At 71.6% G+C, this 23,094-nt stretch carries 19 protein-coding genes; 8 read left to right on the top strand and 11 right to left on the bottom strand.

Features of this window, described 5'->3' with window-relative positions; genetic code table 11:
* Nucleotides 1-3: 3 nt before the first annotated feature.
* Complete coding sequence (locus PV419_RS43865; protein ID WP_319698689.1) at nt 4-1,272, bottom strand: alpha/beta hydrolase family protein; 1,269 nt, start codon at nt 1,270-1,272, stop codon at nt 4-6.
* Nucleotides 1,273-1,332: 60 nt separating this feature from the next.
* Here PV419_RS43865 and PV419_RS43860 point away from each other — a divergent pair, with 60 nt between their 5' ends.
* Nucleotides 1,333-1,878 carry a helix-turn-helix domain-containing protein gene (locus tag PV419_RS43860; RefSeq protein WP_319698687.1) on the top strand — a complete coding sequence of 182 codons (546 nt, stop codon included), beginning with the start codon at nt 1,333-1,335 and terminating at the stop codon, nt 1,876-1,878.
* Between the two features lie 33 nt (nt 1,879-1,911).
* Here the strand turns inward: PV419_RS43860 and PV419_RS43855 are convergent, their stop codons facing one another.
* Complete coding sequence (locus tag PV419_RS43855) at nt 1,912-2,613, bottom strand: FadR/GntR family transcriptional regulator (protein WP_319698686.1); 702 nt, start codon at nt 2,611-2,613, stop codon at nt 1,912-1,914.
* A 188-nt stretch (nt 2,614-2,801) separates the two neighbouring features.
* Here PV419_RS43855 and PV419_RS43850 point away from each other — a divergent pair, with 188 nt between their 5' ends.
* The gene (locus tag PV419_RS43850; protein ID WP_319698684.1) at nt 2,802-4,055 is read left to right on the top strand and encodes an SLC13 family permease; all 1,254 of its coding nucleotides are present in this window, start codon (nt 2,802-2,804) and stop codon (nt 4,053-4,055) included.
* Between the two features lie 69 nt (nt 4,056-4,124).
* Here PV419_RS43850 and PV419_RS43845 read toward each other — a convergent pair whose 3' ends face one another.
* From PV419_RS43845 to PV419_RS43835, 3 genes are all read right to left on the bottom strand, one after another.
* Nucleotides 4,125-4,925, bottom strand: a complete 801-nt coding sequence (locus PV419_RS43845; RefSeq protein WP_319698682.1) for a carbon-nitrogen hydrolase family protein — start codon at nt 4,923-4,925, stop codon at nt 4,125-4,127.
* Nucleotides 4,926-4,965: 40 nt separating this feature from the next.
* Nucleotides 4,966-7,719 (bottom strand): beta-L-arabinofuranosidase domain-containing protein, encoded by a 2,754-nt coding sequence (locus PV419_RS43840; protein WP_319698680.1) that lies wholly within the window; start codon nt 7,717-7,719, stop codon nt 4,966-4,968.
* Between the two features lie 166 nt (nt 7,720-7,885).
* On the bottom strand, nt 7,886-8,641 hold the full coding sequence (locus PV419_RS43835) for an NPP1 family protein (RefSeq protein ID WP_319698679.1): 756 nt from the start codon (nt 8,639-8,641) through the stop codon (nt 7,886-7,888).
* A 303-nt stretch (nt 8,642-8,944) separates the two neighbouring features.
* Between PV419_RS43835 and PV419_RS43825 the strand changes: the two genes are divergently transcribed.
* Complete coding sequence (locus PV419_RS43825) at nt 8,945-9,451, top strand: TetR/AcrR family transcriptional regulator (RefSeq protein WP_415925513.1); 507 nt, start codon at nt 8,945-8,947, stop codon at nt 9,449-9,451.
* A 33-nt stretch (nt 9,452-9,484) separates the two neighbouring features.
* Here the strand turns inward: PV419_RS43825 and PV419_RS43820 are convergent, their stop codons facing one another.
* Together PV419_RS43820 and PV419_RS43815 are read right to left on the bottom strand one after the other, a co-directional pair.
* Complete coding sequence (locus PV419_RS43820) at nt 9,485-10,138, bottom strand: TetR/AcrR family transcriptional regulator (RefSeq protein ID WP_319698677.1); 654 nt, start codon at nt 10,136-10,138, stop codon at nt 9,485-9,487.
* A 199-nt stretch (nt 10,139-10,337) separates the two neighbouring features.
* Entirely contained in the window at nt 10,338-11,150 is an 813-nt protein-coding gene (locus PV419_RS43815) for a thioesterase II family protein (RefSeq protein WP_319698676.1), read from the bottom strand.
* 252 nt (nt 11,151-11,402) lie between these two features.
* Between PV419_RS43815 and PV419_RS43810 the strand changes: the two genes are divergently transcribed.
* From PV419_RS43810 to PV419_RS43790, 5 genes are all read left to right on the top strand, one after another.
* Nucleotides 11,403-11,930, top strand: a complete 528-nt coding sequence (locus PV419_RS43810; protein WP_319698674.1) for a helix-turn-helix transcriptional regulator — start codon at nt 11,403-11,405, stop codon at nt 11,928-11,930.
* Between the two features lie 104 nt (nt 11,931-12,034).
* Nucleotides 12,035-12,466, top strand: coding sequence for an ImmA/IrrE family metallo-endopeptidase (locus PV419_RS43805; protein ID WP_319698672.1), 432 nt, complete (start codon nt 12,035-12,037; stop codon nt 12,464-12,466).
* Nucleotides 12,459-13,667 carry an MAB_1171c family putative transporter gene (locus PV419_RS43800; protein WP_319698670.1) on the top strand — a complete coding sequence of 403 codons (1,209 nt, stop codon included), beginning with the start codon at nt 12,459-12,461 and terminating at the stop codon, nt 13,665-13,667. Before PV419_RS43805 ends, PV419_RS43800 begins: the two co-directional genes overlap by 8 nt.
* A gap of 84 nt (nt 13,668-13,751) precedes the next feature.
* The gene (locus tag PV419_RS43795; protein WP_319698668.1) at nt 13,752-15,248 is read left to right on the top strand and encodes a hypothetical protein; all 1,497 of its coding nucleotides are present in this window, start codon (nt 13,752-13,754) and stop codon (nt 15,246-15,248) included.
* Between the two features lie 8 nt (nt 15,249-15,256).
* Nucleotides 15,257-19,843, top strand: a complete 4,587-nt coding sequence (locus tag PV419_RS43790) for an FtsK/SpoIIIE domain-containing protein (protein ID WP_319698666.1) — start codon at nt 15,257-15,259, stop codon at nt 19,841-19,843.
* 137 nt (nt 19,844-19,980) lie between these two features.
* On the opposite strand, the gene PV419_RS43785 is transcribed toward PV419_RS43790, so the two are convergent.
* The 4 genes from PV419_RS43785 to PV419_RS43770 form a co-directional block, all read right to left on the bottom strand.
* Nucleotides 19,981-20,172: a hypothetical protein gene (locus PV419_RS43785; protein WP_319698663.1), complete on the bottom strand. Its 192-nt coding sequence runs from the start codon at nt 20,170-20,172 to the stop codon at nt 19,981-19,983.
* Nucleotides 20,169-21,272 carry an RNA-guided endonuclease IscB gene (gene iscB, locus PV419_RS43780; RefSeq protein ID WP_319698661.1) on the bottom strand — a complete coding sequence of 368 codons (1,104 nt, stop codon included), beginning with the start codon at nt 21,270-21,272 and terminating at the stop codon, nt 20,169-20,171. Before iscB ends, PV419_RS43785 begins: the two co-directional genes overlap by 4 nt.
* 338 nt (nt 21,273-21,610) lie before the next feature.
* Complete coding sequence (locus PV419_RS43775) at nt 21,611-21,916, bottom strand: hypothetical protein (protein WP_319698659.1); 306 nt, start codon at nt 21,914-21,916, stop codon at nt 21,611-21,613.
* Nucleotides 21,917-21,935: 19 nt separating this feature from the next.
* The gene (locus PV419_RS43770) at nt 21,936-22,925 is read right to left on the bottom strand and encodes a hypothetical protein (protein WP_319698657.1); all 990 of its coding nucleotides are present in this window, start codon (nt 22,923-22,925) and stop codon (nt 21,936-21,938) included.
* Nucleotides 22,926-23,094: the final 169 nt, after the last annotated feature.

Below are 23,094 nucleotides of genomic sequence, written 5' to 3'. Positions count from 1 at the left end.
CACTCATGCGGGTGGCGTCAGCCACTCGGCGATATCGGCGACGACGCCCGGGTCGACGTGTTGCGGGGGCTCGTATTCCGCGGGCGTGGAGGGGCCCGAGCCGGGGAAGAACAGGTGGTTGTCGGCGTCGTACACGCGCATCGTCACATCCGGTCGGTGGCCGAGGCCCGCCCGCCACCGCAAGAGATCGTCCGCGACGGTCACCTGATAGTCGCGACCGCCCTGGAGCACGAGCATGGGCTTGTCCAGTGCCGCCGCGGTCGAGACCGGGTCGTAGTCGCGCAGGTCGAGCCAGTACGCGGCCGACAGGCCGAGCGGGAGTGTTTCGGCCGGTGTCGAGGGCGACAGCTCGGGGCCCGCGACCACCGCGGCCTGACGCGTCATCGCCTCGACGGCGGCGTCGGCGGCGGGGCCGGGGTTCAGCGAGGCGAGGTGGCGCGTGACGCGGACCGCGGCCTCGTGCATCGGCTGCGCGTCAGCGGCCAGGAGGACCAGACCGGCGACCGACGGCTCGGCGGCCGCCACCCGCGGGGCCGCCTTGCCGCCCATGCTGTGGCCGAGTACGAAGACCCGCGCCGGATCCACGGTCGGCTCGCGCTGGAGCATCCGGACTGCGGCGACGGCGTGCGGGACGTACTCGTCGGCCATCGTGAAGTCGGGTGCGTTCGCCACCTGGCCGGGGTGGGTGTAGGTGACCTTGTCGAACCGCAGCACCGCCACGCCGCGGCTCGCCAGCCCCCACGCGAGGTCCTTGAGCGGCTTGTTCGGCCCGCCGGTCCCGTCGCGGTCGAACGGTCCCCCTCCGCCGAGCAACACCACGCCCGGCCAGGGGCCCTGCCCACGCGGCAGGCTCAGCGCGCCGGACACGGCGAGCGGAGCGGAGCCGAGCGTGACCGCGCGCTCCTCGAACCTCTCCGGAGCGGCATACGGAGGCGGTGTCCACGAGGCGGGGGTCGCGGGCGCGAACCGCAGACCGTTCAGCCCGCCGGCGTCGTCGACCGACATGACGACGGTGAGCCCCCCGTGTTCGCAGGACACGGGGACGCTCAGCCGGACGCGCCCCGCCTCGGCCGGCTCACTCACCGGCTCCCCGACGGCGGTGACCGCTCCGTGCTTGCCCGTCTCGAGCGCCCAGGCGACCCGCAGCATCTCGGCGGACACGGCCGCCCGCAGCGGCGGCGCGAACAGCCCCGCGATCTCGGCGAAGCGTCCCTTGCGCGCCATCTCGACGACCGCGACGGCGGTCGTCGCCGGATCGGTGCCTGTCGTCATCCCCGTTCCCTCCATCGTTCTCATTTTTGCGAAAGGTAGCATGTGTGAGATCGTTGGGTGATGGACGCGTTGGAACTTCTGGCACACCCGGTGCGGCTGCGGATCGTGCACGCGATGCGCGGGGGACGGCTGCTGACGACATCCCAGTTGTGCGCTCGGATCCCCGATGTCTCGAAGGCCACGGTCTACCGGCACATCGATCTGCTCGCGGCCGGGGGAATCCTGGAGGTGGCCGACGAACGGCGGGTGCGCGGCGCTGTGGAGCGCCAGTACCGGTTGCGCCAGGACCGGGCCGTCATCGACGCCGACATGATGGAGTCACTGTCGCTCGACGACTACCGGCGCGGATTCGCCGCGGCGATGGCCGCCCTGGCCGCCGAGTTCAACGCCTACCTCGACCGGGACGGTGCCGACCCGGTGGCGGATCTCGTCGGCTACCGGCAGCACGCGGCTTGGCTCACCCGGAACGAACTCCAGGAGATGATCGGGGAGTTGCGCGAGGCGATCGCGCCTCGGCTGGCCAACCGGCCCACGGCCGATCGCGCGCGATACCTGATCAGCCCGATCCTCTTCCCGGCCGAGGAGCCGCCCGCCGACGGCGAATAATGGCTTGCGGCCGGTCCACGGCGGCCGGCCGGCTCAGTCGTCCGGGTCCCAGGTCAGGAGGCGGACCTGCGCGACGGTGCGGAGATGGCGGCGCATGGCCGTGGCGGCGGCCCCGGGGTGGCGCGCGGCGATCGCGTCCAGGATGCGCTGATGCTGGGCCAGGGAGCGGCGCGGGCGGCCGGGCTGGCGCAGTGACTCCTCGCGGCTCTCGCCGATCTGATCCGCGATGGACCGCATGAACTCGGCCAGCAGCGGGCTGTGGGCGGCGGCCGTGACGGCCGCGTGGAACCGACGGTCTCCCTCGGTGCCAGGGCGGTCGGATTCGATCTCGTCCTCCATCCACCCCAAGGCGGATTCCATGGCGGCGAGATCCTGGTCCGTGCGGCGCTCGGCGGCGAGTTCGGCGATCTTGGTTTCCAGCGCCTCGCGGGCATCGAGCACATCAGGGAGGCGGCGGCGCCGCTCGACCAGACGCTCCACCGGCTCGGCGTCGAGGCTGTCCCTGAGGAGATAGGTGCCGCCGCCCTGGCGGACCTCCACCAGGCCCTGGACCTCGAGGACGACGACGGCCTGCTTGACGGAGGCCCGGCTGATCCCGAGCCGCTGGGCCAACTCCCGCTCCGGCGGCAGCCGGTCGCCAGCGCGCAGGCCGCCCTCGGCGGCGTATGCGCGCAGCCGCTCCAGCACCTGCTGGTAGAGGCGCTGGCGAGCCATCGGGCGCAGTGCGTCGGTCATACGGGCCCTCCCTCGGCGTCGAGAACCATCCCACCCTCATGACCAGCGGCTCAGTGGGCGAACGGCTCACTGGCCGACTGGCTCACTGGACAAGTGGCTGAGCCAATCTGCTTCATCAGTATTGACGATGACGCACCGTGGGGCCCACCGTGATTCAGCCACTGGCCACTTGGCGACGGGAGCGCCCATTGTCCCCCGAACTCATTTCGATCATCGTGCTGGTGGCGGTCTTCGTGCTGGCCACCACCCGGTCCGTCAACATGGGCGCCCTGTCCTTCGCGGCAGCGTTCGGCGTGGGAGAGCTGGTCGCCGACCTTGACGCGGACGGCATCTTCGCGGGCTTCCCGGGAGACCTGTTCGTGGTCCTGGTGGGTGTGACGTATCTGTTCGCCCTCGCCCGGGCCAACGGCACCACGGAGTGGCTGGTCCACGCCGCCGTCAGACTCGTGCGCGGGCGGGTGGCGCTGATCCCCTGGGTGATGTTCGCGATCACCGGTGTGCTCACCGCGATCGGCGCGGTGAGCCCGGCCGCCGTGGCCATCGTCGCCCCCATCGCGCTGAGCTTCGCCGCGCGGTACGACATCAGCCCGCTGCTGATGGGGGCCATGGTGGTACACGGCGCCCAGGGCGGCGGCTTCTCTCCGATCAGTATCTACGGCTCGATCGTGAACGGCATCGTGGAACGGGAGAAGCTGCCGGGCAACGAGATCACGCTCTTCCTGGCCAGTCTGGTGGTCAACCTGGTCATCGCGGCTGTCGTCTTCGTCGTCTGCGGCGGCCTGAAGCTGCCGCGCCACGCGGCCACGGCGCCCGCCGGCGTGTCCGTCGAGGAGCCGGCGATGGGCCTGACCCCCGACCGGGTGGCGACCCTCCTCGCCCTGGTCGGCCTCGTCGTCGCCGTTCTCGTCTTCGACCTCGACGCGGGCCTCGCAGCGATCACTCTCGCCGCGCTGCTCAGCCTGTTCTGGCCGCAGGACGGCAAGAAGGCGGCCAACGAGATCTCCTGGCCGACGGTGCTGCTGATCTGCGGGGTGCTCACCTATGTCGGCGTGCTGCAGGAGATGGGCACCATCGACTACGCGGGCCGGGCCGTCAGCGACATCGGCGTCCCCCTCCTCGCGGCCCTCCTGCTGTGCTACATCGGCGCCATCATCTCCGCCTTCGCCTCGTCCGTCGGCATCATGGGCGCGCTGATCCCGCTCGCGGTCCCCTTCCTCGCCAAGGGCGACATCGGCCCGGTCGGGATGGTCGCCGCCCTCTCGGTCTCGGCCACCGTGGTCGACGTCAGCCCCTTCTCCACCAATGGCGCTCTGGTGCTCGCGGCCGCGCCCGACGTCGACCGGGACCGGTTCTTCCGGCAGCTGATGGTGTACGGGGGAGTGGTGGTGGCGGTGGTCCCGGCCGTGGCCTGGCTGGCCATGGTGGCGCCGGGCCTGGGCTGAGGATTCGCACCCGGAACCGATCGCGCGCTCGTGATCACCTCTGGTGGCCGCCCGGATCCCGCTCCCGGCTCAGGAGGTGCCCAGCCTGCGGTTGGCCAGGACGGAGACCGAGCGCCGCACGGCGGCGACCTCGTCGGGGTCCACGTCCCCCACCAGAAGGCCCGGGCCCGCCTCCAGTCGCTCCCGTACGGTGCCGTCGGGTCCGATGAGGGCGCTGTGCCCGATGCCGGTGGGCGCGGAGCTCGTGGGCGCGAGGCCGGTGGCCGCGGGGTCGGCCTGGCCCACGGCGGCCAGCCATACGGTGGCGTCCAGCGCCCGCGCCCGGATGAGCAGCTCCCACTGCTCGCGCTTGCCGGGCCCCGCGCCCCAGGAGGCGGGCAGCAGCGAGAGCTGGGCGCCCGCGTCGGCGTGGGCCCGGAACAGCTCGGGGAAGCGCACGTCGTAGCAGGTGGCCAGGCCGACCCGGACGCCGTCGAGGTCGAAGGTCACCACCTTCGAGCCCGGGGCCACGGTCCTGGACTCGGTGAAGCCGAAGGCGTCGTACAAGTGGATCTTGTCGTACGAGGTCTCCACCCCGGGGCCGGTGGCCAGCAGGGTGTTGGTCACCCGGCCGTGGGGCGCCGGTGTGAACATGCCCGCCACGACCACCAGACCGGTGTCCTCGGCGATCTGCCGGACCTCGGTGGCCCACGGGCCGTCCAGCGGCTCGGCGAGCGGACCGAGCCGGGTGCCGAAGCAGGCCATCGCCGCTTCGGGGAACACCACGAGACGGGCGTCGGCCTCCGCCGCGCGGCCCGCCTGCTCGCGCAGGAGCGCCAGGTTCCGCTCGGGCTCCGGACCGGTGGTGATCTGGCTCAGCGCGATGCGCATGGGATGCGGGCCTCTCTGTCGGGTTGAACGCCCCGAAAGGTTACGGCGTGTACGAGGCGTCGCGCGCGGTGCGCACCACGGTCTGCCCCTCGGCCCGGCCGAGCAGCCCGGCCGTCACCCACTCCTCCACCGTGGCCGCCACATGCCGCACGAGTTCGGCCTTGGTCGTGAACGGGGCCGCGGCCCAGATCTCGTCGAGAAGCGTGGTCTCGTCGGATTTGACGGGGTTGGCGATGCCGGAGTCGGTGCCGCCGAAGACGATGGCGGGCTCGGTTCGCCGGAAGTAGGCGTGTGTGGGGTCCTCGGTGCCCTCGTGGAACGGCGCCAGTCCGACCTCGCCCAAGGTGTAGTGGAGCGGCTTGCCCGGCACCGGGGTGAGCGAGGGCAGAAGGTCGCCCGACAGGGCCGCGTTGCGGTACAGCCCGAGCCGTAGACAGTCCTGGCCGGGGTCGCGGGCCACCAGGTTGACGGGGCCGTAGAAGAGGGTCTGTGCCGCCGGGTCATCGAGGGCCTGCTCGACCCTCAGCCGGAAGGGGATCGAGACGCGGACCGTGTCCCCGTCCCGCCACGTCCGTGACACCGTGAAGTAGCTGCCGGGCGCCGGGGTCCCCTTGACCCGCTTTCCGTTGACGGTCACCCGGAAGCCGCCGGAGCCGCCGGTGGCCCAGGCGGGCACCCGCAGGCGGAGGTCGAAGGCGGCCTGCTGTCCCCGGATGGTGAGGGTGGTGCCCTGCTCGACCGGGTAGCGGGTGGTCTGTGTGACGGTGATGTCCCGGTCGGCCCAGGTGAGCGTGGAGGGGCTGTACAGGTTGACGTAGAGGGCGGTGTTGTCGGAGGCCGCGAAGTACACCGAGTCCTGGTATGTGGTGGCGCTCTCCATGCCCGTGCCCTCGCAGCAGGTGGTGCCCGCCTTGGGGGTGTAGTCGCGGACGTGGCCGGGCAGCAGGCCGATGAAGTACGTGACGAGGGGCTTCTCCTGGTCGGCCCGGTCCTGCTTGGAGCCGAGGACCTGGTTGTAGAGGGCGCGCTCGTAGTAGTCCATGTAGGCCGGATCCTGCTGGTGGAAGAACAGCATCCGGGTGAGCTTGAGCATGTTGTACGCGCAGCAGGTCTCGGCGTTGGTGTCGCTGAGTGTCGCGGCGATGGCCTTGGGCTCCTTCCAGAACTCCGCGGTGCTGGTGCCGCCGATGCCGTACATGCGGGTCGGGACGACCATGCCCCAGAAGTTCCGGGCCGCCTCCAGATAGCGTTCCTCGCCGGTCTCGTCGTACAGGCGGAGCAGCCCGGTGAAGATGGGGATGTGCTGGTTGGCGTGCAGACCGCCGAGGATGTCCTCGCCCGCCGCGCAGGCGTCGATGAGCCGGTCGAGGTCGAACATCCTGGCCAGGGCGAGGTGTTCGGCCTTGCCGGTGATGGCGTGGAGGTCGCAGATCGCCTCGACGATCCCGCCGAACTCTCCGCTGGAGAAGATCCCCCACATGCGCTGCAGAGTGGCCGCGGGCAGCTTGGACAGGCGCGAGTGCATCCAGTCGCACATGCCGCTCGCGAGGTCGAGCGCCCGGGCGTCCTCGGTGTGCAGATAGGCGTCGAGGAGCCCCCGCAGGATCTTGTGCGCGGTGTAGTACGGCGCCCACACCACCGTGTAGTCGCCCTTCGTCATCGACTCCAGGGTGATGAACTGCGTCTCCGGGTACGCGGCGAGAAACCCCGGATGGCTCGGGCCGCCCCAGGTGCGGCGCAGGGTGGCGGGCCGCCCGTGTCCGGACGCGTCCGCGAAGGTGGTGGCGCCGCCCTCGCCGAGTCCGTACGAGGCCAGCTCGCCCGGGCCCGCGGAGGTGTCGGCGGCAGGGGCGTCCTGGAGCTCGGCGATCTCGGCGGCGGTCAGCGCCCGCGACCAGATGTTCACCTCGTCGAAGGCGCCGGCGAAGACCGGGTCGCCGGGGAAGCCCGAGCGGCCCAGCCAGCCGTGGGCCAGGGCGCCGAGCGCGGCGGGGGTGAGGGACAGGGCGGTGTTCGTGCGCACCGCGGCGCCGTTGACGTAGAGCGTGCCGGTGCCGCCGGTGAGCGTCACGGCCACATGGCTCCACTCGTGCGGCGGCAGCGGCGCGGTGCCGTCGAGTGCCTGCTCCTGACCGGGGCCGTCGGTGGTGATGGCGAACCGGGGGACGCCGTCGGCGTTGCGTGCGGCCAGGTAGAGATACCGGGTCGTGTCGTTGCCGAAGTCGAAGACGCGGGCCCAGTTCGCGGTGTGCGCCGGGCGTATCCAGGCGGAGAGGGTGAGGGCGTCGGCCGCGCCGAGCACATCGGCGGGCAGGTCGATGTACTGACAGCAGCCACGGACCTGCTCCACCGCCGTGCCGAACCTGCCCGGGACACCGAGGGCGCGCGGCTCCTCGCGGAGCGCCTCGCGGACCTCGACCAGGGCGCCGACCATGGCGCGGATCTTCTCCGCGTACGCCTCCTCGCCGGTGCTGCCGTACGCCTGGGCGAGCATGGTGAGGAAGTGGCCGGTGTAGTGGCCGCGGAGGTTGCCGTTCGCCTCGCCGTCCAGCCCCTCCCAGCCGCCCGGCGCCACGGCGCCGCGTGTGTCGAGCCCGGCGTTGGCGCGGAAGACCTGCAGCAGCCGGTCGACGTCGTAGCCCCGGCCGTAGTCGAGCATCAGCCGGCGCTTGGTGGCGAAGAGCCCCTCGCCCAGCGTGACGTCCCGCAGCGCGAACGGCCGCACGGGGCGCGCCGCTGCCACCGAGGCAGCCGCGGTACGGAGGAAGACACGCCTTCTCAGCGGTGCGGTCATGGGGTCTCATTCCAGGGATACTTGTCCGAAGTATCGAACGAAGTTCGAGGGGTCGAGCAAAAGGTAGAGGTCTACCGAGGGTGCGTCAATGCTCCCGCGCGGGATCCGGGCCCGCTCCGTGTGGCCGGGGGTGTACGGCCGTCCGTGTCGCCCCCGGCCCCGCCCGTCAGGCGTTGGGGTCGAACGGAATCCCGGCCGGCTTGGCCTTCGCGAGATGGGCGTTGAAGCTGCCGTCCTTGAGGCCGAAGGTGGCGCTGCCGAAGTCGGCCTGGCTCAGCTTGTCGCGGATCCCCGCGGGGTAGCCGTTCCAGCCGACCAGGCTGGGGAACTGCCAGGTGTGGTGGTGGTTCTCCGGCGGCTCGTCGCCTGAGTTCGCGGCGCGGAAGGCGTGGGTGCTCAGGCCGTCCTTGTGGTAGACGACCTTCGGGTGCGTTCCGTCCCACCGGATCTGGTCACGGCTGTGGACCTGGAAATTGCCGTGGGCGGAGGTGGAGACGTACTGGGCCTGGTTGTTCTGCACCCACACCACGACGTGTTCCCAGTCGTGGCGGTGGCCGCCGATCGTCGCCTGGTCCTTCTCGAAGTAGAGGCCGTAAATGATCGCGCACCAGCCGTTGTTGCATGTGTAGCGGGCGTATCCGTTGGTGTTGTCGAGGTCGGATGCGTCGTGGCACTGGCCGTTGGGGTCCCCGGACGGGTTGAGGCCGCCGTTGAGGGTCCCGTCGGGTCCGATGGCGGGGGTCGGGTAGCAGCCGTCCGTGTCGTAGTCGTAGGCCGGCTGGAACGTCTGCTCCATTCCGTCCGCGTTGGCGGGCAGCGCCTTCGGGGGGTCGGCGAGAGCGCTGCCCGGGAAGGCGATGACCAGCGCGACGGCGCTGCCGAGGATGAGCGGGACTTGGCGGATGCGCGAGCTTGTCTTCACTGCGTCCTCCTGATGGACCGCGGGTGTGGGGCAGGCTATCCGGAATTGGCATGCTCTGGTCAGCCTTTCGCCCACGCGGCACCAACGGGGGACGTAGGGGAGTTGGTCTCGGCGATGACGTCTGGCGTTGGTGCGGATCCCCTGGTCCCGGTACATCACGGCGAGGGACTTCGCCAGACCCACGACACCGTGCTCGGAGGCCGCGTAGGCGGCGCCGGGCGGCCTCGGAGGCGGTGAAGACGATCGAGCCGCGGCCCGCGGGCAGCATGTGCGGTAGCGCGGCACGCGTTCGGCGAGCGCGGGGTGGCGGCGACCTCGGGCGAGGAGATCGCCCGCGCCGCCGGTATCTCGCCGCGCACGCTGTGGCGCTACTTCCCCTCCAAGGAGGAGTGCGTCCGTCCGCTGCCGGCCGCCGGCCTGGAGACCGTCGCCCGGCGGCTGCGCGCCTGGCCCGTGGACCGCCCCTTCTGTGAGGGGATCCAGTGGTATCTGCCCTCGGCGGCCGACCCGCGGGAGGCCTCCTCGGCGCTCCGCGGGCTGATCCGCCTGCTCCCCGAGGAGCCCGGGCTGCGCGCGGTCTGGCTCCAGGTCCACCATGACGCCGAACCCGTCTTCACCGAGATCATCGCCGCCCGCACCGGAGCCGATCCCGCGGATCTGCTGCCGAGGATCAAGGCGGTGATGCTCAACGGGGCCCTGCGCGTGGCCGCGGAGGAGTGGGCCCAGCGGTCCGCGGAGGTGGACGGGGCCGCCGACGCGCAGGCGTTCCGGCGGGCGGTGCTCAAGGCCACCGAAGGCCTTGCCACCTGACGCCCCGGATCCGGCCGGGTCGGCCGTCGCTCCTCAGTTCCCTGAGCGCGTGATGGGGGCCAGCCACAGGCCGACGATCGCGTCGATCAGTCCGGTGGCGGTGTCGTGCCAGGTGGCACGGGGAGTAGAGGTGTTCTCGGCGAGCGCGCGTTCACGCTCGGCGCTGATGTGCAGAATGAGTTCGCGCGCCATGGCGCCGCGCTCGGCGCGGACCTCGGCGGGCAGGTCGGGCAGGCGCCGGTTCACTTTTTCGATGACCCGCAGCAGCGACGGGGAGGACATGGACTCCTCGACGATGATCTCGTGGAGTGCGGGGTCGGTCATCGCCTGGGCGCAGAACCGCGCGTACCACGTCGGGCTGCCCAGGGCCGCCAGATGCTCGGGGACCGGTCGCACCAGACAGGCCACCCAGTCGCGGATGTCGTCGGAGTCGCCGGTCTCGGCCAGCAGCCGGGCGCGGATCCGCTCGATCTGTTCGGCGTGTTTGCGTGCGATGGCGCGCACCAGGTCGGCCTTGGTCCCGAAGTGATAGCCGACCGCGGCGTTGTTCCCTTGTCCCGCGGCCTCGCTGACCTGACGGTTGGAGACCGCGTACACCCCGCGTTCGGCGAACAGCCGCTCCGCCGCGGTCAGGATCAGCTCCCTGGTCGCGCTGACCTGCTCCGCCCGTACCGTCCTGCCAGTCATGATCACCACCGCACCGGGACTTCCCACAGTCCGCGGACGGCCAGTCCCTCGAGCCGCCGCAGGCCTCCACCGCAACAGCGGGTTCCAAGGAAGGAAGCCCACGCAACAGCACCTCGAGGGCCTCCTTGGTCACACGGTCAGGCAACCCCATCCGCGCGGCCCGAGTCAAGCAGCTGATTTAAGTGTCCCTGTGGTGCTTTCAGGCGGCGCCGCGCCGTGGGGGCGGCGGGGCGGCGGCGACAGCGGCCAGCCGGCCGCACACCAGCTCGCGAAGGGCGACGGCCGGCGGCCGCTCCTGGCACAGAAAGACATGACCGCCGGCGAAGTCCCGCGGCCAGGGCGGGGACGGCGTGCTCAGCCGCCACCGCTCCAGCTCCGCGGGTGACAGGCTCTGGTCGCCACGGCCGAACCACACGTGGTAGTCCGTCCCGTCACCCGCCGCCATGGCGGGCGGTTCGCGGTACGTGTCCATGAGATGCAGGTCCTGGCCGAGCATCGTGACCGCGAGGTCGAGCATGTGCGGGTAGTCGAACAGCTCCGCGGGGCAGCCGCCGTAGCGCCGCAGCTCCGTGACGAGTTCGTCCCGGGTCCTGGTCAAGAACGGGGCACGCGGGTGCGCCGCCAACCGTGCGGTGGTCGCCGGGGACCAGGATCCCGACAGTACGACGTCCCTGATGTGGCGCCGCTGGTCGCCGGGCAGCGCCGAGACCAGGGCGTGGGCGAGGAGGGCGCCCACGTCGTGCCCCACCACCACAGCGGGCCGGTCGACCCAGCTGCGGAACGCCGGGGAAAGCCGCTTCACCGCGTCGTCGAAGCTGCGCACCGGGGGAGCGTCGGTCAGTTCCCCCCGGCCGTCCAGCTCGAACGCGACCGCGGCACAGCCCGGCGGCAGGGCCCGGGCGAGCGGAAGCATGGACAGCGCGGTCGCGCCCGCGTAGTGGAAGAAGAGCACCCTCAGTGGCAATCTGGGGTCGCCGATCAGGAGGTGACCGTCAACTCTCCTGACACGCATGCCATTCCCCCTGCCCCCGTTGGCTGGTCGGCGCCGGACCGTGTGAGCGAAGTGATCCTGTAATATGCCCGCCGATGCTGTCAACCAATTCAGTAGGCTCTGAGGGCACCCTCGTCATATCGGGCAATTCGGGGCTCAGTTTTTACAGTTTTTTGGAATCGGTGCGGGTGGAGTGGCAGTGGCCGCCTTGCGGTTCGCTTAGGATCCACGGGTATGTCGCCCCCGCAGCACAACCTTGGAGAACGTCCGCGGATGTCAGGACGTCATGACGCGGCAGGTTGCTTCGCGCGACGCTTCCAGCGCCTGCAAGAGGTCATCTACCCCGTCGACTTGGGCAGGCCGTACACGGAGCGGGAGATCGCGGAAGCCGTCGGGATGTCCGTGAGTCAGATCAGCAATCTGCGCAATGGCCGCTCGGTCCCCCGGGCCGACCGGGCGGTCGCGTTGGCCACCTTGTTCGGGGTGCGCGTGGAGTACTTCTTCTCACCCGACGAGGACCCCTACGCGCGCGACGTCGAGCGGCACTTGGGGGCCATCGAACAAGAGCGGCGAGGCGAGCCCGTCGGCGGGCGGTACCGCGCCGCCGGCGGCTCGACCCAGTTCGCCGGCGGTCTGACACAGACGAACGCCGGGCTGCTCGACGACGACCAGGTCCGTCAGATCGCCGAGGGTGTCGCCGTATTGCCCCACGACATGCGCGAGACCGTCTGCACCCTGGTGGACCAGCTGCGCCGCGCCGTCGCCCGTCAGCCCAAGGGCCGTGAGAGGACGCCGCGGTGAATGGGCCGCGTCCGCAATCCCCACAGGGGCCGACCTTCTGACAGCGCGCCGAGGGAGAGGACGACAGCGTGGGCATGCGGTCCGAACGGCGCAGGGTCCGGGCCTTGTTGAAAGACCTGGGTCTACCCCCGCATCCGACCCTGGCCGAGCTGCACGCCGCCTACGAGGCCCGCACCCAGCGGGCGCTGCGACTGATCGAACAGGACGTGGCGCCTGGCGAGCCGACCGGAAGGTACGAGCAGTACCTGACGCACGACCGCATCTACTACCCCAAGCACACCAGCCGCGCCCATCAACTGCTGGTCATCTGCCATGAACTCGCACACCTGCTGCTCGGCCACCTCCCTCGGCACGACGCCATCGATCCCGCCGTGGTGCGCAGGGCATTGGGGCGCTCCCACTACGACGACCCCACCGAGCACGAGGCCGAGACCATCGGCACACTGCTGTACCAGCAGTTGAACCTCGCGCCCGAAGTCGGCCCGGCCGCCCGGCTCGCGCCGTCCCTGGTCCACCGGGAAGGGCGCCATGTCTGAGGCGGGCGGCCTCCACACCCTCGCCTACGTCACCGTGAGTGCCGTCAAGTACGGGCTGGCCGTGTACAAGGCGCTGGCCTGGGTCAGGGAGCGGATCCCCAGCCTCCTGCTGATGGCCGTGGGGGCCCTGGCCGGGGGCACCGCTTTCACCGCCGCCATTCCGGTGGTCTACCGGTGGATCGGGGAGACCAGCGGGATCTCCAACCTGGCGACTCCCGTCGTCTATACCGAGGTCCTCGTGTGCTTCGGCTGCCTCCGCGTTCTGGCGCTGTTGTGGTCACCACGGCAGCTCGCCGTCAGCGAAGGCGGCCGGCCGCCCCGGGGGATCGGCATGCGTGGCGCCGTGCGCCGCGTCCTGCCGCTCTATGCCGCCGCCATCGTCGTCATGTGGGCGCTGTTCCTCTCCGCCGACCTGCCCCCCGGCGAAGAGCCCATGACTTTCGACATCACCTTCAGCGCCCGCCCGCCCGTGTTGGCCTTTGTGCTGGTGTATCAGGCGGCTTTCGGATGGGCGCTGTGGTCGATGGTGTACGTGTGCTCCCAACGCTTGAAGGACGTGCACGATCCCATCCTGCGCCGCAGTCTGCGTGTGCTGGTGATCGGCTGCACATTCATCGGCGGTTATGGCGTATGCAAGGTCCTCGCGATTTTCGGCGCGGTGCTCGGTTCCAGCACGCTGGACATCCTGTCCACCGATGTGGGCCCGGCCCTCTCCGCCCTCGGTGGGGTGGTCACGACCACGGGATGGACCTGGGCCGCCCTGGGGACCCGGCGACAGCGCCGCCGCGACTTCTACGCCCTGGAGACTCTGTGGACCACCGTGACCCAGGCCGACCCCGGTGTCATCCTCCACAGCCCGCCCTCCGGCTCCGCGTGGGAGTTCCACACCCTGCGCCGGGCCCATGAGATCCGCGACGGACAGCTCGCACTGCGCCCATGGACCTCCCAGGACATCGTGAACGCCGCACGGCGCCTCGACGAACACGGCCTCGACTCACCGGACCGCGACGCGCTGGCCGCCGCGGCGGGCATCAGGGGAGCTCTGGGAGCCCTGCGGGCCGGGCGGCCCCCGCGGCAGCCCTGTGAGCGGCTGCCGGGCATCGACGTGCCACCGCAGGCCGAACGCAGACACCTGGTCGCCGTGGCCCGCCAGCTCGACAGCCCCCTGGTCGCGCGCGTTCTGGCGGAGACGGAGCAGTGAACTCCGGTCGCCGCGCCGTATGGTGGTGCGGTTACGTGCCTTCCAGCGTTCGCTTCCCCGACCCGTCCCCAGCGTGAGGTTCCGGTGTACACACGGCTCGCCCTCGGCATGCCCGATCGTGCCTCCTGGCTGATCCTCCTCGGCTTCCTCGCCGCTTTCACCCTGTTGGTCTGGCTGTGCGCGCGGTTGCTCAGGTCTCAGGGCGGCTTGCGCCGTACCTGCCGCCGCATCGTCTGGGAAGCGCGGATGACGCGACGGGCGTTCGCCGAGCCCTTCCGCGTCTTCCGGCGCCACCTCCGCTGGGCCCGGATCCTCTCCGGCTATCTCGCCGACCCGGCCGCGCCCGGCAGGGCGCTCGCCGCGCTCGACCACGCCGACTCCACCACGGATGACGGCTGTTACGCCCTGGCGGTGCAGCTGAGCCCGGCCCGCGACCAGGTCCGCGTCGTTCTGGCCGGGCGCGACCCGCTGCCCCCCGCCGGGCCCTGGCAGAAGGCCTCGGCCGAACCGGGGGAGTGGTCCTGGTCGGCCGCGGCCGCCTCGGTCGACCCGTCCGACGGCCCGGAACGACTCCTCCTCGCCGTCGGCGTCGACCGGCGGCTGCCCGGTGCCGTCCTCGTGGACTGGATGCGTGGCCCCGCCGCCCTCGCGGTCGAAGGCGACCCTCACGCGGCGCGGGGCGTGCTGCAGGCCCTGGCCGCCCAGATCGACCACCTGCCCGACGGCCCGCCGGTCCATGTGGCCCGCGGCGTACACCCCCGCCATCCCGGCCCCGACCTCGACACCCTCCTCGACACCCTTCCCGACGCTCTTCCCGACGGCGTGTTCGCCGAGTCCCCGGTGACACCGGTCGTGGTGTGCTGGTCCCCGACCCCGGAGCAGGCCGCCCGGCTCTCCGAACTCGGCGCCGACGGCCGCCTCCGGGCCCTCGTCGGCGGCCGTGTCCCCGGTGCCTGCTGGACGCTCCACGCCGAGCCCGGCGGCCGCCTCCTCGCCCCCGGCCTCCACCTCGATCTGGAGTCCGCCGCCCTGCCCCGGGCTATCGCCCGCACCATCCGCCGCGACCGTCGGCGGCCACCCGCCGGGACCGCCGTGGCGGGCCCCGGCACGGCCGCGCCCGCCACGGTGCCGGCCACCGTGGCACCGGAGCCCCGCACCGGTGCCGCTCAGGCGCGGGACGCGGCGGTCCCGGTCCACGATGCTTTGGCCGACGCCGACTTCGCGGCCGATGTGGGGGCAGATTTCGAGGCGGACTTCGCGGAGCCCGCCCCGGCGTCGGTCCCCGCCCCGGTCCCGGGCCCGCGCGGCGAACCCGACCTTGCCGAGCCGGACTTCGCAGAGCCGGACTTCGCCGAGCCGGGCGACCGCCCGGGCCCCGTACGGGAACGTCCAGCCCCGGCAGTTGAGAAGACCGAAACAGCCGGTCCAGCCGAGCAAGCCGGGCCGGACCCGGCCCGGCCCGTAGGCTCCGGGGACGACGGCGATCTCGCCGAGCCCGCTCCCGCCGTGCCGCCGTCGCGGTCCGGTGGCATCTCCGCCGCATCCGCCACGACAAACGAACGGACCTCTTCGCAGCCGTGAGACTTTTTGTGAGCGTTGCCGACAGCGACGTCGTGCTCGATGCGAGCGGTGCCACCACCGCCCGGGCCGTCGCCGTCCGTCTGGCCGAGATGGGCCATGCCACGGGCCCGAAGGGCGCCGAGCTGTTCCTCGGAGACCGGCCGCTGCCCGCCGCGCTTCCCTTGGCGGCGGCCGGGGTGCGGGACGGGGCACGGCTGGGGCTCGGGGCTCCGGCGCCGGGGGACGGGGGTGCGTACGGGCCCGGGCGCGAGGAACTCCCGCCGCCCTCGCGGTCCGCCGGCGGCGAGCGGCTGCCGCGCGGCCCCCAGGTCGAGCTGCAGCTCGTGGGCGGCCGCGGCGCCGGGCGCTTATGGCTGCTGCGGCCCGGTACGTACACGGTGGGCCCGGAGCCCGGCAGCGCGGTGCGGCTGGAGGGCCGTGACGTACCGGCCACGGGAGTCCGGGTGACGGTCCGCCCGGACGGCGGTGTGCTGCTGAACGCCGGTCAGACAGGCGGCACCGTGGCGCTGTCGGTGCCCGAGCCACCTCCGGAGCGGCCGCGCGCCGACGCGGTCCCGCTGCCGCCCGCGCCGCCGCCCCCACTGCCGGACCCGGACGCCGACCGGCATGAGCCGGTGCCGCGCGGCTGGACGGAGTGGCCGCTGGACGGCGAGCTGGTCTTGGGAGAGTACCTGCTGCGGGTCGCGGAGCCCACCGAGGCCGACGCGGCGGTGACGGTGTCGGCCGACGGCGCGTACCTGGACTTCAACCGGCCGCCGAGGATCATCCCGCCGCTGACGCCTGAGCGGTTCGTGCTGCCCGCGCCGCCGACCCCGCCGTCGCGGCGGTCGATCCCGGTGCTCGTGGTGGTGGCGCCGATGTTCCTCGGGATCGCCATGGTGACGTTCCTCGGGTCGTACTTCTATCTGATGTTCGCGGTCTTCAGCCCGTTCCTGGCCATCGCCAACCATGTGACCACCCGCCGCAGCGGCCGGCGCGAGTACCTGGCCGGCGTGGCGAGTTACCGCGCGCGCCGCGCCTCACTGGAGGCGGACGTACGGGAGAAGGTCGAGCGCGAGCGGCGGCTGCGGGTCGCCGCGGGTCCCGATCCGGCCACCACCGGGCTGTGGGCGGTCGGGCCGGGCGCCAGGCTGTGGGAGCGGCGGCGCGGCCACCCGGACCACCTGGCGCTGCGGGTGGGCACGGTCGGCCAGTCCTCCCTGCTGACCATTGACGACAGCTCACGCGAGGACAACCACCGCTCGGTGAACTGGCGGATCCCGGACATGCCGGTGCAGGTGGACCTGTGCGCGGACGGCGTGGTCGGCATCGCGGGGGAGCGGGAAGCGGCCCGGGCGCTGGCCCGGTGGGCGGTGGCGCAGGCAGCGGTATTGCACAGCCCCCGGGACGTACGGGTGACCGTGCTGACGGACATGGCGGGGGCGCCGGCCTGGGAGTGGGTGCGCTGGCTGCCGCATGCGCGCCCGGGGCGCGGCGGGGTGGCGGCGACACGCTCCGGCGGCCCGTCGGTGACGGTCGGCAACGACCCGGAGACCGTCGCCAACCGGGTCTCCGAGCTGGTCTCGGCCATCCGGTCGAGGATGCGGGCCCGGGACTCCGCGATGAGCGGTGCCCTGCTGAGCGAGCCGGACCTGGTGGTGGTGCTCGACGGGGCGCGGCGACTGCGCGATGTGCCCGGTGTGGTCCAGGTGCTCAAGGAGGGCCCGTCGGTGCGGGTGTTCCTGATCTGCCTGGACCAGGAGGAGCGCATGCTCCCCGAGGAGTGCGTCACGGTCTGCGCGGTGGGCGCGCGTGAGCTGACGGTGCGCCGCACCGGCAGCGCCGAGGTGACCGGCATCCGCCCCGACCAGGTGGACACCGAGTGGTGCGAGCGGATCGCCCGCGCGCTGGCGGCCGTACGGGACGTCACACCGGACGGCTCGGACGGACTGCCGGACCAGGTGAGGCTGCTCGGGCTGCTGGACCTGGAGCCGCCGAGGGCCGAGGAACTGGTCCGCCGCTGGGGCAAGCGGCCGGCGTCCACCGGCGCGCTGCTGGGCGTCGGCTACACCGGACCGGTCACCTTCGACCTGGTCAAGGACGGCCCGCACGGGCTGATCGCGGGCACCACGGGCGCCGGCAAGTCGGAGCTGCTGCAGACGCTGGTGGCCTCGCTGGCGGCGGTCAACCGGCCGGACGAGCTGACGTTCGTCCTGGTCGACTACAAGGGCGGCAGCGCCTTCAAGGACTGCGTACGGCTGCCGCATGTGCTCGGCATGGTCACCGACCTCGACAGCCATCTGGTGGAGCGGGCGCTGGCCTCGCTGACCGCCGAGCTGGTCCGGCGTGAGCGGGTGCTGGTGGAGGCCGGGGCGAAGGACCACGGCGAGTACCGGACGATGCGGCGGCGCGATCCGGCGCTGCCCCCGCTGCCCCGGCTGCTGCTGGTCATCGACGAGTTCGCGACGCTCGCGCGCGACGTCCAGGAGTTCATCCCCGGGCTGGTCGGCATCGCCCAGCGCGGCCGCTCCCTGGGCCTGCATCTGCTGCTGGCCACGCAGCGGCCCGCCGGCGTGATCACCGCCGATATCCGGGCCAACACCAATCTGCGGATCGCGCTGCGCGTCACCGACGCGATGGACAGCCAGGACGTACTGGAGGTCAACGACGCGGTGACGATCTCCGGCGCCACCCCGGGCCGGGCCCTGGCCCGCACCGGCCACCGCTCGGTGCTGCCGTTCCAGACGGCCTTCGTGGGCGCCCCGCGCCTGGACGAGGCCCCCGGGCCCGCCCCGGCCGAGGCGCCCGAAGCCACGGTCTGGGCCGCCGAGCTGACCTGGTCGCTGCTGGGCCGTACGGCGGCCGAACCGGGCCCCGCCCACGAGGCCGAGGACGAGCTGCCGCCGCTGGGCGCCGATGAGGTGCCCACCGATCTGACCGCGCTCGTGGAGTCCGTACGGGAGGCTGCGGCCTCGCTCGCCATCGCTCCGCAGCCCAGCCCGTGGCTGCCCCCGCTGCCGCAGACGATCACCCTGGAGGAGCTCCCGGTCCGGACCGACCGGCCGGGCGGCGGGCTCGCGCCGGTGCCCTGGGCGCTGGCCGACCTGCCGGGCGCCCAGCGTCAGGAGCCGCTGGAGCTGGACCTCTCCCGCTTCGGGCACCTCTACATCATCGGTACGCCGCGCTCGGGCCGCTCCCAGGGCTTGCGGACCATCGCGGGCGCGCTGGCCCGCCGCCACTCCTGCGCCGACGTCCACCTTTACGGCGTCGACGCGGCCGGCGGCGCGCTGGCGGCACTGAGCGAACTGCCGCACTGCGGCGCGGTGGTGCCCCGTGCCGACCTGGAGCGGTTGAACCGGTTGCTGGCGCGGCTCGTCGCCGAGATGGGGCGCCGACAGGAGCTGCTCACCTCACACGGCGCGGCGAACCTGGCCGAACTGCGCTCCCTGCTGCCGCCCGCCGAGCGCCCCGCCCACACGGTGCTGCTCATCGACGGCTGGGACTCGCTGACCGCGCTGCTCGGCGACCACGACGGCGGACGGCCGGTGCAGGAGCTCACCGCGCTGATCCGTGAGGGCGCCCCGATGGGCCTGCACGTGATCGCCACCTCCGAACGCGCCCTGCTGTCCGGCAAGGTGGCGTCGCTGAACGACGAGCGGCTGCTGCTGCGGCTGACCGACCGCAGCGAGTACATGCTGGCGCAGATCCCGGCCAAGCAGATCCCGGCCGTCGTGCCGCAGGGGCGCGGCTGGCGCGGCGGCAGCGCCACCGAGGTGCAGGTGGCCCTGTTGAGCGCGGTGGGCGCCGGGCGCGACCAGGCGGAGGCGCTGCGGCGGATCGGCGCCGAGGCCGCCCGCCGCGACCGCGAGGTGCCCGCGGCGCTGCGCCCGGTGAAGGTGGCGAGCCTGCCGAAGCGGGTGACGTTCACCGACGCGTACGAGAAGGTGCCCGCCGGTCTGCGCCGCCCGCTGTGGGGACTGCTCGGGGTGGGCGGCGACGATCTCGGCCCGGTCGGGGTGGACTTCGCGGCGGACGCCCCGTCGTTCATGATCAGCGGGCCGCCCGGGGCGGGCCGCTCCACGGCGCTGGCGAGCCTTGCTGTGTCGCTGCTGGCGGGCGGGGCGCGGGTGGTCGCGCTCACTCCGCGCGACTCGCCGCTGCGGGGCCTTGGCAGGCATCCGCGGGCCCAGGTCATCGAGACGCCCGACCCGGGCGCGGACGAGGTGCGGCAGGCGCTGGAGGCCGAGGCGGGCCCCGTGGCGGTGCTGGTGGACGACGCGGATCTGCTGGCCCAGATGCCGTCCGCCGACTCGGTGCTGCGGGAGATCGCGTCCACCGGCCGGGACCGCGGCCAGGGGCTCGCGGTGGCGGCCACCGCCGAGACCCTCACCTCCGCGGGGATCGGCTGGCTCGGCCAGGTCCGCCGGGTCCGCAAGGGCCTGCTGCTGTCCCCGCAGTCGCCCGGCGAGGGCGATCTGCTGGGCGTGCGGGTCCCGTACGACCTGCTGCGCGGGCGGCCGGTCCCGGGGCGCGGGCTGAGTGTCGACCCGGTCACCGGGGCGCTGGTGTCGGTGCTCGTCCCCGAGACGGTGCTGCGGTCGGACGGCACGAACTGACCGGGCCTGACCGACCCGGGCCCCCGCTCGCCAGTGAAGCGGGAGCTCGGTGGGGGCCGGGTCAGCGTGATCTTGCGAGGGACCCCATGCCTTCACGTAGGGGAGGAATCGCCTCTTTGGATTGCTCTGGCGTGCGCTTATGCGCGGGTGGGTTCTGGTTGGTGGGTGTAGGTGTAGCCGTCGCCTCGTTGGAGGAGGCGGATGTTGGTGTGTCGGATTCCTGCGGCGAGGCCATGGGGGGTGCGGATGTCGAATTTGCCGGTGGTGCGGACCATGACGCGGCCGGTGTGGGTGCCGGCGTACTTGCCCTGTGGCACGGAAGCGGTCACGAGGTCACCGGTGGCGTAGCCGTGGACGGTTTTGACGCGGGGGCTGGTGCGGCGGGGGAAGCCGTGGCGGTCGGGGCTGTGCGCTGGTGCTGACCGCGCCCAGAGCAGCCGGCGACCAGGACGGTGGTGATGGTTTCGGTGACCGTCTCGAGTTTGCCGACGTTGAGGGCGTCGAGGGTGTGGGATTTCGGGAGTCGGCAGCGGGTGCGGTTCCATTTCGTGCGACCGCCGGAGGCGACGTGGGTGGGCAGCATCTGGTCGAGGGCGCGCCACAGTGCCCAGCGGGTGGACTGTACGGCTGCCGCATCCCGCAGCGGGGCTTTGGCCTGGCCCAAGATTTTGGCGAGCTTGGTCTTGTCGCGTACGAATTCCTCGACGGGGCGGTTCGATTTGGTTTCGTTGCAGGGGATGCAGGCGGTCACCAGGTTGGAGATGCGGTCGCTGCCGCCCCGGCTGCGGGGGTGGACATGGTCGATGTTGAGCGGTACTCCGGTGATGCCGTAGTAGGCGCAGGTCCGGCCGAACTTGGCCAGGAGGTATTCGCGGATCTCAGTGCCGTGGAGGGTGCCGTGCTGGTACTCGGCTCCTTCCAGTGGTCTGCCCGTGCTGATGGCGTGGGTGTCGAACGCGACCCGTTCCACATGCACAGCGCGGACCGGTGCCCAGCGCGAGAGGCGCCTCACCCATGAGACGGTGGTGGCGACGCGGTGCTGGAGGGACGGGGCGAGCCAGCCTCTGGGTCTGGTGCGGTTGTTGAAGCGCGGGGCGCGGTAGCGCAGATTCGAGGTGCGACGACGGCGCCGGTAGGCGGCACGCTGCCCTATCCTCTTCCGGATGACCGTGCCCCGATGGTTGAGCTGGACTGCGTACCGTCCCCTGCGTTCTCCCGCTTGGGCGGTGAAGGTGGCGATACCGGTGTGTTTGCTGCCGGGGTCGATACCCAGTTCTACCCCGTCGACCTCGGATTCGGCGAGGGTGCGGTCCTTGAGACGGATGGTGAACGGGGTGTGCCGGTGGACAACGGCGCGTCCCTTCTTGAGGAGCTTGCGGGCCCTGGCGGGTGTGCAGGGCTGTAACGGCTGGCCGTGCTTGTCGAGCACGAACACAAAGGGGTGCCGCTCACGCGGCTCCTCCCCAACCGGTTGGTTGGGGGTGACGCCCCCGCCACCAGGTGGAGCGGCGGGGATCTCACCTCGCACATGTTCCGCGCCGGTTGCCTCACGGCGCTCGGCCCCCGTTTCGTCCCTGTCCCCGGGGTTGTCTGCTGGGTCGAGTTCCAGAGCAAGCCGCTGGTGAAGCACAGCTTGGTGGGTCTTCTCGCCTACACGGAACGTAGCCAACTTCGGTCACCTCCCACAATGCATTGTTGGCTGGTGCTGGTAACGGCGGCCCCCAACCATTGAGGCTGAAAACCTGGCCCCTCAGAGCCGGGAGCCCGTTACCCGTTGTTGGTGCTGGCGGCGATGTCCTTGTCCATCTGCTCGACGGACTCCTTGATCTTGGTGAACTGGGTGGCGAAGCTGTTGATGCTCTCCACCGCCTGTTGCAGGGAGGCCGTGAGCTTCTCGTAGGCGGCCTTCATCGCCGGGCTGCTCTGCTGCATGAACAGGCCGTTGTCCAAGAGCCCCTCCACCGAGGTCTTGGTGGACAGCAGATGCGGGTTGATGTCGTTGACGGCCTGGTTCATGATTCCGGACACGCGCATGATCTCGGCGTAGTCGAGGTTGATGTTGCCTGCGGGCATGGTGTGGTTCCTGCCTTGTCTAGTCGTCTTCTTTCGGGGCCCAGCCGGTGTTCTGGTCCGCGTGGTCGCTGGTCCACTCCTCCTTGCGGCCGTCCGTCTCCACCGTCCGGGTGCCGCTGCCGTCCTCGTGGACCTCGATCGTCTCGATCACTTCGTGGCCGTTCACATCGACCGAGGACGTCGTCGTGCCGTGCACGGTCTGTTCGTTGCCGTCGTCGCCGGGCCCTGTGGTGGTGTAGGTCGTGGTGGAGTCCCGGTGACCGGTGGAGGTGTTGTAGTCCGAGGTGGTGGTACCGGTGGTGGTGGACTGCTTGCCGTCCGGGGTCTTGGTGGTGCTGCTGAAGGTGTCCGTGGTGTTGCGGTGGTCCCCCGATTCGGTCGTCTGCGAGGTGCCCGTCGTGGCGGTGACGTTGCCGTAGACGTCGGTGGCGGTCGAGTCGTAGGTACCGTCGGGGTGGTAGTTGGTGGTGTCGGTGGAGGTGAGCCCGCTGCTGGTGGTGATCGTCGTGGTGATCTTGGTGGGCTTGCCGTCCGGGCCGTACTCGTAGGTCGTGGTGGTGGTGTTGCCATGGCCGTCGGTGGTCGTCCACTGGCTCTCGCGCTCGCCCGGGGGCTTCGGTGCGTGCGGGTCGTTCGGATCGACGTACCCCTTGGCGACCGCTTCCTGCCAGTCGTCCCAGATCTCCTTCTGCGTGCGGTAGAGATCCGCGGCCAGCGACGCCTCCTGCTTGCTGGCCTCCCCGGCCAGCCGGAAGTCCCAGTCCGCCCAGCCCCGCGCGACGCCCTCGTACAGGTTGTGAAGCTTCTCCAGCTTCTCCTCGGAGCGCTTGAACGAGCCCTTCCAGACCTCGTAGTACGCCTGGATGGCGTAGGAGACGCCACCCGCCCCCACCTGCTCGGTGGTGTAGTTCTGCTTGCTCTCCCGGGCCTGCTTGACCTGCTCCTTGAGGCTGCTGGCCTTCAGCGCCACCTGGTTGAGCAGCTCGTAATCGACAACGATGTCCGGCACGGTCCCCCCTGGGTTGGCTCGCTACGGGCTCACTGCTCCACCCTGACCAACGGCCCGAAAGTGTGGTCGTGTTCAGGAATTTACGCCGTCTGACGTACCGTTCATTCCGATGAACCACTTTCGCCCGTCGGCGCGTTACGCAAGTGTAGGCGTCCACCGATGAGGCGCC

It is taken from the genome of Streptomyces sp. ME19-01-6, assembly GCF_033793745.1.
Classification (GTDB): Bacteria; Actinomycetota; Actinomycetes; order Streptomycetales; family Streptomycetaceae; genus Streptomyces.
Note: the sequence above shows the minus strand (reverse complement) of the source record. Positions and strands in the feature narration are given on the sequence as shown.